The sequence below is a fragment of the Herminiimonas aquatilis genome (genome assembly GCF_042665175.1).
Taxonomy (GTDB): domain Bacteria; phylum Pseudomonadota; class Gammaproteobacteria; order Burkholderiales; family Burkholderiaceae_D; genus Oxalicibacterium; species Oxalicibacterium aquatilis.
On the sequence record NZ_JBHTCC010000001.1, the window covers coordinates 1,060,715 to 1,073,569 of the forward strand.

Consider the following 12,855-nt stretch of genomic DNA (forward strand, 5'->3'; position numbering starts at 1 on the left):
TCGCGATGCTTTCAGGATCGCGGCGGGTGGGGCTGTATTTGCGGGGCCTCTTTGCTGGACCTCTTGCTTTACCTTTTATTTGCAGGCTCAGGGATTATAAATGGACATTTCAGAACTACTCGCGTTCTCCGTCAAGAATAAAGCTTCCGATTTACATTTGTCAGCTGGCCTGCCGCCGATGATTCGCGTGCATGGCGACGTACGCCGCATCAATTTACCGCCGCTGGAGCACAAAGATGTGCACGGCATGATCTATGACATCATGAACGACGGCCAGCGCAAGGCCTATGAAGAAAATCTGGAAATCGATTTTTCCTTCGCCATCCCCGGCCTGGCGCGCTTCCGTGTCAATGCATTCAACCAGGATAGAGGCGCGGCTGCCGTGCTGCGTACCATTCCCTCCAAGATACTGAGTCTGGAAGACTTGAATGCGCCGAAAATTTTTGCCGAACTGTCACTCAAGCCGCGCGGCCTGGTGCTGGTTACCGGCCCTACCGGTTCCGGCAAGTCAACCACGCTGGCGGCGATGGTCAATCATGTCAATGAAAATGAATACGCGCACATCCTGACCATCGAAGATCCGATCGAGTTCGTACACGATTCAAAAAAATGCCTGATCAATCAACGTGAAGTCGGACCGCACACGCATTCCTTCAGTAACGCGTTGCGTTCGGCGCTGCGCGAAGATCCTGACGTCGTGCTGGTCGGCGAGTTGCGCGACCTGGAAACCATCCGCCTGGCCTTGTCCGCGGCAGAAACCGGCCATCTGGTATTCGGAACGCTGCATACCTCGTCCGCTGCAAAAACCATCGACCGTATCATCGATGTATTCCCTGGCGACGAAAAAGAAATGGTGCGCGCAATGTTGTCCGAATCGCTGCAAGCCGTGATCTCGCAAACCCTGCTGAAAACCAAAGATGGCGGCGGACGCGTCGCCGCGCATGAAATCATGCTCGGCACCCCCGCGATCCGCAATTTGATCCGCGAAGCGAAGATTGCGCAGATGTACTCGGCGATACAAACCGGCTCCAACGTCGGCATGCAAACGCTGGACAGCAATCTGACCGAACTGGTGAAACGCAATGTCATTTCGAATAGCGCAGCACGTTCAGCAGCGAAGACCCCGGATAATTTCCCCGGCTGATTGAAAGTCATTTCAGCATTATTTTGCGAATACTCGGCGTGCGTTTGTCCATCACAAACGCCCTGCTGAATTCTTGAACCAAGGAAGATCATGGAACGCGATCAGGCTACCAAATTCATGTATGACTTGCTGCGCCTGATGCTCAGCAAAAACGGCTCCGATCTTTTCATCACCGCTGATTTCCCGCCGGCGTTCAAGATCGATGGCAAGATGACGCAAGTATCGAATCAGCCCTTGAACGCCACGCATACTGTCGAGCTGGCGCGTGCAATCATGGGTGACAAGCAGGCGGCGGAATTTGAAGCGACGAAAGAATCCAACTTCGCGATCAGCCCGGGCGGCATAGGGCGATTCCGTGTATCGGCGTTCGTACAGCAGGGCAAGGTCGGCATGGTGCTGCGTACTATCACCACCGCGATTCCAAAAATCGAGGACCTGGGTGTGCCGTCTACATTGAAAGACATCGTGATGACCAAGCGCGGCCTAGTCATCATGGTCGGCGCAACCGGCTCCGGCAAATCGACCACACTGGCTGCGATGCTCGGCTATCGCAATGAAAACAGCTACGGTCACATCATTACGATTGAAGATCCGGTCGAGTATGTGCATCCACATAAGAACTGCGTCATCACGCAACGCGAAATTGGCATTGATACCGATGGCTGGGGCGTCGCGCTGAAGAACACCTTGCGCCAGGCACCGGACGTCATTTTCATCGGCGAGATCCGTGATCGCGAAACCATGGATTACGCAATCGCCTTCGCCGAAACCGGCCATTTATGTCTGGCCACCATGCATGCCAACAGCTCCAATCAGGCGCTGGACCGCATCGTCAACTTCTTCCCGGAAGAACGTCGCCAGCAATTGCTGATGGATCTTTCATTGAATCTGAAAGCGATGATTTCGCAACGCCTGATTCCGTTGAAAGACACCAAGGGCCGCTGCGTGGCAGTCGAAATCATGCTGAACTCGCCGTTGATTTCTGATTTGATCTTCAAGGGCGACGTCCATGAGATCAAGGAAATTATGAAGAAGTCGCGCGAGCTGGGCATGCAGACGTTTGATCAGGCGCTGTTCGATTTATATGAAGGCGGCAAGATCACTTACGAAGATGCCTTGCGCAATGCCGACTCGGTCAACGATTTGCGGCTGTCGATCAAATTGCACGGCAAGGATGCCAAGGCACGCGATCTAAGCAAGGGCACCGAACATCTGGGCATCGTGTAACCCATGCGCACCACAATGAATGCGAACAATATTTACGGCTTTCAGGCAAGCAGCCTGAACGGCACAGCGATAGACCTTGCCCATTATCGCGGCAAGGTCTTGTTGATAGTCAATACTGCCAGCCAGTGCATGTTCACTTCGCAATACAAGGCGCTGGAAGAAGTGCATAGGCACTTGCATGACAAGGGGCTGGAAGTGCTGGGATTTCCCTGCGATCAATTCGGCAATCAGGAACCGGGTAACGAAGAGGAGATAGGAGAATTCTGCGAGCGCAATTACGGCGTGACATTTCCCCTGTTCGCGAAGATTCATGTCAACGGCGAACATGCCCACCCCCTATTCAATTACCTAAAACATGCGGCGCCCGGCTTGCTCGGCAGTGAAATGATCAAATGGAATTTCACTAAATTTTTGGTCAAGAAAGACGGTACGGTTTACAAACGCTACGCACCGCAAACCAACCCGCAAAGCCTAATCAGCGATATCGACAAACTGCTGGCGGAGTAAGGGATCCGTGCTTTATATGTGGAATAAAAAACGCCGGCAATGCCGGCGTTTTTTCTAAGTAATTTTCCCCTGCAATTCAATCAGTGTGCAGCTGTCAAGGCCTGGTCGATCAACTCTATCCAGTGCTTGACCGGCGTTGCCGTCCCCGACTGTATATGCGTCAGACAGCCAATGTTTGCAGAGACGATCATGTCAGGTTTGGTCGCTTGCAAATTCGCGATTTTCTTGTCGCGCAACTGATACGACAACTCCGGCTGCAGTACTGAATAAGTCCCGGCCGAGCCACAGCACAAATGGCTGTCTGCACACAGTTGCACGTCTACGCCGACGGCCCGTAACACGCCTTCTACCTTGCCGCGTATCTGCTGACCATGCTGCAATGTGCATGGTGGATGATACGCCACACGCTGGCTGATTTTTCCCTTCAGCTTGCTTTGCAATTCCGCTTCGAAGGCGGGCAAGATTTCGCTCAAGTCTTTCGTCAACGCAGAAATCCGCAATGCCTTTTCAGCATAAGTCGCGTCATGCGCGAGCAGATGTCCGTAATCCTTGACCGTTGCACCGCAACCGGATGCGGTCATCACAATCGATTCCGCCCCGGCCTGCACCAGCGGCCACCAGGCATCGATATTGCGGCGCATATCATTCAACGCGCCTTCATGATCGTTCAAGTGATGACGGATCGCGCCACAGCAACCGGCCTTGGGCGCCACCACCAATTGCACCCCCAAGACATCAAATACGCGTGCGGTGGCGGCATTGATATTCGGCGACATTGCAGGTTGTACACAACCGTCGAGCAACAGCATCTTGCGCGCATGCACATGGGTCGGCCACACACCCGCGTCCTGCTTGCGCGGCACCTTGTTTTGCAAGGATTTCGGCAACAAAGGACGCACCATCTGTCCGGCTTTCATTGCCGGCGTAAACAACCATTTGCGTGGCAGCACTTCCTTCAATACCGTGCGCGTCAGCTGCGTTGCAAAGGAATGCGGCACGCGATCCGCCACCACCTTGCGCCCGATATCGATCAGACGACCATATTGCACGCCGGACGGGCAAGTCGTTTCGCAATTACGGCAAGTCAGGCAGCGATCCAGATGCAGTTGCGTTTTCGCCGTCGGCGCCTTGCCTTCCAATACCTGCTTGATCAAGTAAATACGTCCGCGCGGGCCATCCAGTTCGTCGCCGAGTAACTGGTAAGTCGGGCAGGTCGCCGTACAAAATCCGCAATGGACACAACTACGCAAGATGGCATCCGCCTCCTGGCCTTCGCGTGTGTCTTTGATGAAGTCGGCTAAATTGGTTTGCATGGAATTCTCTGAAAATCTTTACTGCATGAGCCCACCATTGGCGATGCAAAGTCAGCGGACGTTGCACGCATCAGGTCTGCCAAAAATGACGCTTGTTCAAGATGTCTGGTAGTGCGCATACATGCGTCCCGGATTGAAGATGCCATCTGGATCAAATGCATGCTTCATGTTTTGATGAATCTTGCCGACGGCGGGTGCCAGCGGCTGGAACACGCCAACACTTTTATCGCCACCGCGGAACAAGGTTGCGTGGCCGCCCGCCTCGACCGCAGCCGCACGAATCACTGCAGCCGATGCATCAGAACGCAACCAGCGTTGCGCGCCGCCCCATTCAATCAGTTGCTCGCCCAAGCCAAGCGGCGGCACAGTGGATGGCACCGACAAACGCCACAAGGTCGATGACTGCGTGAAGAATTGATTACTTTGTTCACGCATCGCCAGCCAGAAATCATCACCAGAAATTTCTTCTCCACCTATAGCTTGTTGCGCTGCTGTAATCGCCGCTTTGGCACCGGACAAACGCAAAACCAAAGCGCCATCGCACCAGGCGCTGGCAGAAATCGGCAAAGGCTGGCCGCCCCATTGATTCAGTCTTCGTATCGCCTCGTCTTCCGTCATCTGCAAGCGCAGACTGGTTTCTGCATACGGTTTGGGCAGCACCTTCAGCGATACTTCCAGCAGCAAACCGAGAGTGCCGAGCGAACCTGTCAGCAGTCGCGACACATCGTAACCGGCCACGTTCTTCATCACCTGCCCACCGAAATGCAAGGCTTCGCCTTTGCTATCCATCAGCACGGCGCCCAGTACGAAATCGCGTACCGCACCGACAGCCGCACGGCGCGGTCCGGACAACCCACAAGCGACCATGCCGCCAACCGTTGCGTCAGGACCAAAATGCGGAGGCTCGAATGCAAATGTCTGGTTTTGTTCGGCCAATACTTTCTCTACTTCCGCCAAGCGGGTGCCGGCTCGCACGGTGATGACCAGCTCGGTCGGATCGTAGGCAACGATGCCCTGATAGGCGCGCGTATCCAGCACCTCACCCATTGGCGCCTGGCCATACCAATCCTTGCTACCTCCACCACGCAAACATAGCGGCTGCTTGTCGCGGCTGGCTGCGAGTATGCGTTCTTTAAACTGTTCGATTACTTGTTCCATGCGTGACCTGAAAGATTAAAAGCGTGGCAGATCGGGAAACTTCAGCATGCCGCGCTTGACGTGCATCTTGCCGTACTCGGCACAGCGCTGTAGCGTAGGAATCGCCTTGTTCGGATTGAGCAGCGAGACGGGGTCGAAGGCGCGTTTGACGCTGAGGAAGGCATCCATTTCCGCACGCGAAAACTGTACACACATCTGATTGATTTTTTCCATGCCAACCCCGTGTTCGCCGGTGATGGTGCCGCCGACGGCGACACACATTTCCAGGATCTCGGCGCCGAATAATTCGGCACGATGAAATTCACCTTCGGTATTGGCATCGAACAAAATCAGGGGGTGCAGATTGCCATCGCCGGCGTGAAATACATTGGCGCAGCGCAAGCCGTATTTGATTTCCATCTGCGCAATGCCGGTCAACACATCGGCCAGACTGCGACGTGGAATGGTGCCGTCGATGCAGTAATAATCGGGGGAAATGCGACCGGCTGCGGGGAAGGCATTCTTGCGACCGGACCAGAAGCGCAAGCGCTCGGCCTCGTCGCGCGACACGGCAATTGCAGTCGCACCCGAGTGTTTCAACACCTCGGTCATGCGCGCGATTTCTTCTTCGACTTCTTCCGGAATACCGTCTGATTCGCACAGCAAAATCGCCTCGGCATCCATGTCATAACCAGCTTTGACAAAGGGTTCAACCATGCGCGTGGACGTCTTGTCCATCATCTCCAGGCCAGCCGGAATGATGCCGGCGGCGATCACACTCGCCACCGCATTACCGCCTTTGACCACATCATCGAAGGAAGCCAGAATCACGCGTGCCAGCTTGGGTTTTGGAATCAGTTTGACCGTCACCTCGGTGACCATGCCGAGCATGCCTTCCGAGCCGACAAAGACCGACAGCAGATCAAGGCCGGGCGCGTCCAGCGCAGCGCCACCCAGCTCAATCACTTCGCCTTCTATCGTGACGACGCGCACACGCATCACATTGTGTACGGTCAAACCATATTTAAGGCAATGTACGCCGCCGGAATTTTCAGCAACGTTGCCGCCTATGGTGCAGGCGATTTGCGAAGAGGGATCAGGCGCGTAATACAAACCGAGAGGTGCGACCGCTTCGGAAATCGCCAGATTGCGTACCCCTGGCTGCACGATCGCAGTACGGGCATACGCATCGACCTTGACGATCTTGTTCATCCTGGCGGTCGACAACACGATGCCATCGGCAATCGGCAGTGCGCCGCCGGACAAACCGGTACCTGCGCCGCGCGGCACGATTTGCACTTTCAATGCATGGCATATTTTGAGAATCGCGATGACCTGCTCTTCCGTATTGGGCAAAACCACGACCATGGGTAGTTGCGCATACGCAGCCAGTCCGTCGCATTCATAGGGCCGCGTGTCTTCTTCGTTGAAGAGCACGCAATGTTCGGGCAACACGGCACGCAAGGCATCCACCACCCGGCGCTGATGCGCGACTGAAAATGCAGGCGCCAAAATGGAAGGAGGCGACACGGGCGCTGTGAGCGTGGGCTCCGCCGGAACCGGTGCTGCCGAAGTCATATTCATCATCAATCCCGCATCCATTACTCTATTGAATCACACCGATCTTGCTGCAAATTCTGTACTAACTTTGCTGATTACAGTGTAACGAATGCGGCTACAAACGGGCGGTTTGAAACGTGGAATTTGACTGAAAGCTTTCCTCGCCAAAGTGAAAAATATTCAACCCATACACAAAAGCGCACTATTGCCGCCAAGATAGCCGCAATAGTGCGCTTTTTTCAAAAATCAGAACTCGCGGTCAGCGTCAGGGAAGCGCCATGCTGAAGCGCGCTCTCATCCAATCCAGCAACAAGGCGACCTCAGGCCGTTCGCGCAGATTGCGTTCATAAACCAGGTAATACGCATGCTGCGGCGTAGTCAATTGCAAATCAAATAGAGGCACGATATCGCCGCGGGCAATCATCTCAGCGGCAAAATGTTGTCGCGTCAGCGCCACGCCATAGCCGTGTCGAACCGCCTCCAATAACAAACCCAAATCATCAATCCGCAAACCAGCGGCTGGCTCAGGCCAATCCAGTCCGGCCACTTCAAACCATGGCTGCCAAGGCTCCAGCGCCGAGCGCAGCAATTGCGCTTTCTGCAAATCTGCCGGTGAATTTAATCCGCCGATTTGCTCAAGGTAAGCCGGACTCACAACCGGAAACGCCGGTTCTTCAAACAGCTTTTCAGTTACCAGGTCAGGATACTTGCCGGCACCGAAACGGACTTCGATATCGGTTTCCGACAGGCTCATGTCATACAAGGGCACTGACAGATAAGTTTCGATCGTGATATCCGGATGCAAGCTCATGAACTCATGCAGATTCGGCAAAAACAGGTAACGCGCAAAAGTGGGCGGCACCGTCACCTTGACCTTTAACTGTCCTGTCGCATGACGATGCGGCAAAGGGAAGTCCGCCAGCGAACTCAACGCACCGCGCACCACATCCAGATAGCGACGGCCGAATTCAGTCAAGCTGACGCTGCGGCCATCACGCAAAAAAAGGCGCTCACCCACGAAATCTTCGAGCAGGCGAATCCGGTGCGAAAAGGCAGAAGGTGTAATGCACAACTCTTCCGCTGCCAGCGCAAACGAACCGTGGCGCGCCGCCGCCTCAAAGGCAGAAAGCGCATGTACAGGTGGGAGTCTAATTGCCATTGAATCCATCAATCGTCGGTTGCGAAGCAGTGATTTTACCGGGTTCACCGGGTCGCGACGACTAGATCGTTTTGCCGTATCCTCGCTACTTCTCTCTTACTCTCTTTTTTCTCTCCTATGGGCAATCGACTTTCAAAAATCACCACCCGCACCGGCGATAACGGCACCACAGGTTTGGGCGACGGCAGCCGCGTCGACAAGGACGCGCTACGCGTGCACGCGATGGGCGACGTCGACGAATTGAATTCGCATCTAGGCTTGCTGCTGTGCGAAGACATGGCGCCGGCATTGCGCGAAGAACTGATCTCCATCCAGCACGATCTGTTCGATATGGGCGGCGAGTTGTGCATCCCGGGCTATACCTTGATTCACGACGCACAAGTCGCGCGTCTGGACGCCTTGCTGGCGAAATACAATGCCGACCTGCCGTCGCTGCAGGAATTCATCCTGCCGGCCGGCTCACGCGCAGCCGCGCAGGCACATGTATGCCGCACCGTATGCCGTCGCGCAGAACGGGCGATTGTCAGCTTGGGCAAGGCGGAAAAGATGAATGACAATCCACGTCAGTACATGAATCGACTGTCGGATTTGCTGTTTGTTTTATCGCGAGTGTTGAATCGGTATGCGGGTGCGGGGGATGTTTTGTGGGAGAAGGAAAGAGTTCGAGATATTTGATTTTTATTGGTTTGGTTCGTTATGCGGTAATTGACGCTGACGTTTCTTCGTCGTTACTTGCCGGGAGTAGCCGGACAACTCAACGACGAAAAGAAACCATGCAAACACTCGCAATACGAAAAAAAAGCCGTTCAGCGCAAAACGCCGAACAGCTTTTCATCAAATCAAGCAAAAATTTATTTCACTCGCTTATCGCTCTCAATCAACGCATAAGCGGAATGATTATGAATCGACTCAAAATTTTCCGCTTCCAGCGTATAAGCCAAAACACGTTCTTCATTATTCAACATCACTGCAACATCGCGCACCAGATCTTCGACAAATTTCGGATTGTCGTAAGCACGTTCCGTCACGTACTTTTCATCAGGGCGCTTCAGCAAACCATATAGTTCACAAGATGCCTGTTCTTCAATCTTGGCGATCAAATCTTCCACCACCAGGTCACCATTCAACACTGCATGTACGGTGATGTGCGAACGCTGATTGTGCGCGCCGTAGGCAGAAATCTTTTTCGAGCATGGGCACAGACTGGTCACCGGCACCAACACCTTCAGGGTGACTTCCAGTGCGCCATTCTTGATTTCGCCGGTCAGACCCACTTCATAATCCATCAAGCTTTGTACGCCGGATACCGGTGCAGTCTTGTTGATGAAATACGGGAATGACACTTCAATCCGGCCCGCCTCTGCATCAAGCAAGGCCAGCATTTTATGCATCAATTCAGTAAAAACGGGGACGTCGAAAGGCTGGGTATTGTCTTCAAGCAGCGCGATGAAGCGCGACATATGCGTGCCTTTTTGCTCTTCTGCCAATTGCACATACATATTCCATGTACCGACAGAAGGTTGGACACCCGACGACGTTTTGATCGTGATCGGATAGCGCACGCCTTTGACGCCAACGCGTTGAATCGCAATATGCCGAGTATCCGGCGTGCTTTGTACATCAGGGATAGCGCTCATGCCGAGATCGCGAGTATTCATCACAGAACCTTAAAGTAGGCGACGCACTTGCAGCGCCGCACGGTAGCTAATTGCTAATTTCTTGTTACGTGTTGCTTATTTCTTGTTGTTCACAACCAGCCGCGGCTGGCCTTTGCCAAAACGCAAATTGATCGACGCCGCTATGCCCTTGGCATCCAAACCGCACGAAGCCAGCAACTGACCGACATCGCCATGATCGATAAATTGGTCGGGCAAGCCCAGATTCAATAGCGGCTTGACGATACCTTCTGCTGCCATTGCCTCTGCCACTGCCGCTCCCGCGCCGCCCATGATAGAACCCTCTTCCACCGTCACCAATGCATCATGCGTGGCAGCCAGGCGCTTGAGCAATTCGACATCCAGCGGCTTGACGAAACGCATATTCGCCACGGTGGCATCCAATTCCTCTGCGGCCTGCAAGCTAGGCGCCACCATCGTGCCAAATGCAAGGATCGCGATGCTTTTGCCTTCACGGCGGACTTCGCCAGTGCCGAGCGGGATCGTTTCCAGCGTATTGAGCACCTTGGCGCCTATGCCGCCGCCGCGTGGATAACGCACTGCTGCCGGCCCATTGTATTGGAAACCGGTGGAGAGCATCTGACGACACTCATTTTCGTCCGAAGCGGCCATCACGACCATGTTCGGAATGCAACGCAAATAGGCAATATCGTAGTTGCCGGCATGGGTCGCGCCATCAGCGCCGACCAGTCCGGCACGGTCCAGCGCGAAAGTCACATCCAGATTCTGCAGTGCAACGTCGTGGATCAATTGATCGTAGCCGCGCTGCAGGAAGGTCGAATAAATCGCAACAACCGGCTTCAAACCCTCGCACGCCATACCGGCGGCAAACGTCACTGCATGTTGCTCGGCAATGCCCACGTCGAAATATCGATCCGGGAAGCGGCGTTCGAATTCAACCATGCCTGAGCCTTCACGCATCGCCGGTGTAATCCCGATCAAGCGTTTATCGGCCGCAGCCATATCGCATAGCCAGTCACCGAAGACACTCGTGTAAGTCACTTTCTTGGCGCCGGTCGGTTTGATGCCTTCGGCAGGATCGAATTTGCCCGGGCCGTGATACAGCACCGGATCGGCTTCTGCCAATTTGTAGCCCTGGCCTTTCTTCGTCACAACGTGCAGGAATTGCGGGCCCTTCAAATGCTTCAGATTCTGCAAGGTCGGAATCAGGGAATCCAGATCATGACCGTCGATAGGACCGATGTAATTGAAGCCGAATTCTTCAAACATCGTGGCCGGCACGATCATTCCCTTTGCATGTTCTTCAAAGCGTTTTGCCAGTTCGCGCACAGGCGCCGGCAATACTGTCTTGCCGACGTTTTTCGCCGCAGCATAAAACTGGCCGGACATCAGGCGCGCCAGATAGCGATTCAAGGCGCCGACTGGCGGCGAGATCGACATATCGTTATCGTTCAACACGACCAGCAGGTTGATGTCGTCGTGGATGCCGGCGTTATTCATCGCCTCGAACGCCATCCCGGCCGTCATCGCACCGTCGCCAATCACGGCGATCGCATGCCTGTCTTCGCCTTTGGTTTTGGCGGCCAGCGCCATGCCCAGAGCAGCAGAAATCGAGGTCGATGAATGTGCGGTACCGAAAGTATCGTAAGGACTTTCATCACGGCGCGGGAAGCCGGAAATGCCATCGCGTTGACGCAACGAGTGCATCTGCTCACGACGTCCGGTCAATATCTTGTGCGGATAGGTTTGATGGCCGACGTCCCACACGATGCGATCTTCCGGAGTGTTGAATACATTATGCAGCGCGATCGTCAGTTCCACCGTACCAAGATTGGACGACAGGTGACCGCCAGTTTGCGCTACGGATTCAATGACGAACGCACGCAACTCGTCCGCCAGCTGCTTGAGCTGCGCTCGCGAGAGGTGCCGAATCTCGGCAGGATCATTTATTGTTTCAAGCAAATTCATACTAGGCCTTCCGCTGCACGATCAAGTCTGCGAGTTCTCGCAGGCGCCGTGCTTTGTCTCCGAACTGTTCCAGCGCCCGATATGCATCGGTGCGCAATTTTTCTGCCAGAGCCTGCGATTGTTGCAGGCCCAGAATTGATACATAGGTAGGCTTGTTATCGGCCGCATCCTTGCCGGCGGTTTTACCCAAAGTAGCCGAATCTGCCGTCGCATCCAGCACATCGTCGACTACCTGAAACGCCAAACCAATTGCGCTGGAATACTGATCCAGCGCTGCAACCTCACCATCAGACAGCGACTTGCCGGCGAGCGCACCCAGCAATACCGATACGCGCAATAACGCACCGGTTTTCAGCGTGTGCATCTGCTCCAGCTCTTCGAGTGACAAGGTCAAACCGACGCTCGCCAAATCGATTGCCTGGCCGCCACACATGCCGAGCGAGCCGGCCGCCTTTGCCAGCATGCGCAACATCGCGAGTTGACGCGCCGCATCAAGTCCACCTTCGGCCAATATTTCAAACGCTTGCGCTTGCAATGCATCGCCCACCAGCAGCGCGCACGCTTCATCGTATTTCACATGCACGGTTGGCTTGCCGCGACGTAGCGCGTCGTCATCCATGCACGGCATGTCGTCATGCACCAGCGAATACGCATGAATCATTTCAACAGCTGCCGCAGCGCGAGCCAACTCGGCGGCGTCTGCATCGAACAAGGCGCCGGCTGCATGTACCAGCAAGGGACGAACGCGCTTGCCGCCATCCAGCACCGCGTAATGCATCGCTTCATGTAAACGCGCTGGCTTTTGTGTCACTGGGGGTAAAAACTTCACCAACGCGGCTTCCATCTCGACCTGAATTGCTTTCATCCACCCATCAAAGGATTGTTCCGTCATTCATCCGCCTCAATACGCTCGGCGTTAAATGGCTTCAGCATATCGCCTTCCAGTACTTTGACTTGACTGTCGACTTTTTCCAGCTGAGCAGCGCAATATTTGACCAGTTCCGAACCGCGCTTGTAGGCAGCGACCGATGCTTCCAGCGGCAACTCGCCCGCCTCCATGCGGGCGACCAATTGATCAAGCTCTGCCATCGCTTCTTCAAATGACGAAGGCAGTGCAGCGGAAGTTAGTTTTTTTGACATAGGAATAGCGAAAAGGTTTAGCCCGTTATTTTAGAGCAATCCATCCAAAGCTGCGGATAAACG

Annotated in this window: 12 protein-coding genes; 4 read left to right on the plus strand and 8 right to left on the minus strand. The window is 54.5% G+C overall.

The features are described 5' to 3' along the window. Nucleotides 1-100 precede the first annotated feature (100 nt). The 3 genes from ACFQO0_RS04845 to ACFQO0_RS04855 all read left to right on the plus strand — a co-directional run bounded on the left by ACFQO0_RS04845 (nucleotide 101) and on the right by ACFQO0_RS04855 (nucleotide 2,878). Complete coding sequence (locus ACFQO0_RS04845; protein ID WP_382232899.1) at nucleotides 101-1,144, plus strand: type IV pilus twitching motility protein PilT; 1,044 nt, start codon at nucleotides 101-103, stop codon at nucleotides 1,142-1,144. A 90-nt stretch (nucleotides 1,145-1,234) separates the two neighbouring features. Beyond that, complete coding sequence (locus tag ACFQO0_RS04850; RefSeq protein ID WP_382232900.1) at nucleotides 1,235-2,371, plus strand: PilT/PilU family type 4a pilus ATPase; 1,137 nt, start codon at nucleotides 1,235-1,237, stop codon at nucleotides 2,369-2,371. A gap of 3 nt (nucleotides 2,372-2,374) precedes the next feature. Next, nucleotides 2,375-2,878 carry a glutathione peroxidase gene (locus ACFQO0_RS04855; RefSeq protein WP_382232901.1) on the plus strand — a complete coding sequence of 168 codons (504 nt, stop codon included), beginning with the start codon at nucleotides 2,375-2,377 and terminating at the stop codon, nucleotides 2,876-2,878. Nucleotides 2,879-2,958: 80 nt separating this feature from the next. On the opposite strand, the gene glcF is transcribed toward ACFQO0_RS04855, so the two are convergent. The 4 genes from glcF to ACFQO0_RS04875 all read right to left on the minus strand — a co-directional run bounded on the left by glcF (nucleotide 2,959) and on the right by ACFQO0_RS04875 (nucleotide 8,047). Further along, nucleotides 2,959-4,191 carry a glycolate oxidase subunit GlcF gene (glcF, locus tag ACFQO0_RS04860; RefSeq protein ID WP_382232902.1) on the minus strand — a complete coding sequence of 411 codons (1,233 nt, stop codon included), beginning with the start codon at nucleotides 4,189-4,191 and terminating at the stop codon, nucleotides 2,959-2,961. Nucleotides 4,192-4,287: 96 nt separating this feature from the next. Then, nucleotides 4,288-5,349, minus strand: coding sequence for a glycolate oxidase subunit GlcE (glcE, locus tag ACFQO0_RS04865; protein WP_382232903.1), 1,062 nt, complete (start codon nucleotides 5,347-5,349; stop codon nucleotides 4,288-4,290). A gap of 15 nt (nucleotides 5,350-5,364) precedes the next feature. Then, nucleotides 5,365-6,915, minus strand: a complete 1,551-nt coding sequence (locus tag ACFQO0_RS04870; protein WP_382232904.1) for an FAD-linked oxidase C-terminal domain-containing protein — start codon at nucleotides 6,913-6,915, stop codon at nucleotides 5,365-5,367. Nucleotides 6,916-7,153: 238 nt separating this feature from the next. Then, nucleotides 7,154-8,047: a LysR substrate-binding domain-containing protein gene (locus tag ACFQO0_RS04875; protein ID WP_382232905.1), complete on the minus strand. Its 894-nt coding sequence runs from the start codon at nucleotides 8,045-8,047 to the stop codon at nucleotides 7,154-7,156. A 117-nt stretch (nucleotides 8,048-8,164) separates the two neighbouring features. On the opposite strand from ACFQO0_RS04875, the gene ACFQO0_RS04880 reads away from it, so the two are divergent. Further along, nucleotides 8,165-8,722: a cob(I)yrinic acid a,c-diamide adenosyltransferase gene (locus ACFQO0_RS04880; RefSeq protein ID WP_382232906.1), complete on the plus strand. Its 558-nt coding sequence runs from the start codon at nucleotides 8,165-8,167 to the stop codon at nucleotides 8,720-8,722. 176 nt (nucleotides 8,723-8,898) lie between these two features. Here the strand turns inward: ACFQO0_RS04880 and folE2 are convergent, their stop codons facing one another. The 4 genes from folE2 to ACFQO0_RS04900 form a co-directional block, all read right to left on the minus strand. After that, nucleotides 8,899-9,705, minus strand: coding sequence for a GTP cyclohydrolase FolE2 (gene folE2, locus ACFQO0_RS04885; RefSeq protein ID WP_382232907.1), 807 nt, complete (start codon nucleotides 9,703-9,705; stop codon nucleotides 8,899-8,901). 75 nt (nucleotides 9,706-9,780) lie between these two features. Next, the gene (dxs, locus tag ACFQO0_RS04890; protein ID WP_382232908.1) at nucleotides 9,781-11,652 is read right to left on the minus strand and encodes a 1-deoxy-D-xylulose-5-phosphate synthase; all 1,872 of its coding nucleotides are present in this window, start codon (nucleotides 11,650-11,652) and stop codon (nucleotides 9,781-9,783) included. Between the two features lies 1 nt (nucleotide 11,653). Beyond that, on the minus strand, nucleotides 11,654-12,544 hold the full coding sequence (locus tag ACFQO0_RS04895; protein WP_382232909.1) for a polyprenyl synthetase family protein: 891 nt from the start codon (nucleotides 12,542-12,544) through the stop codon (nucleotides 11,654-11,656). Beyond that, nucleotides 12,541-12,792 (minus strand): exodeoxyribonuclease VII small subunit, encoded by a 252-nt coding sequence (locus ACFQO0_RS04900; protein WP_382232910.1) that lies wholly within the window; start codon nucleotides 12,790-12,792, stop codon nucleotides 12,541-12,543. Before ACFQO0_RS04900 ends, ACFQO0_RS04895 begins: the two co-directional genes overlap by 4 nt. Nucleotides 12,793-12,855: the final 63 nt, after the last annotated feature.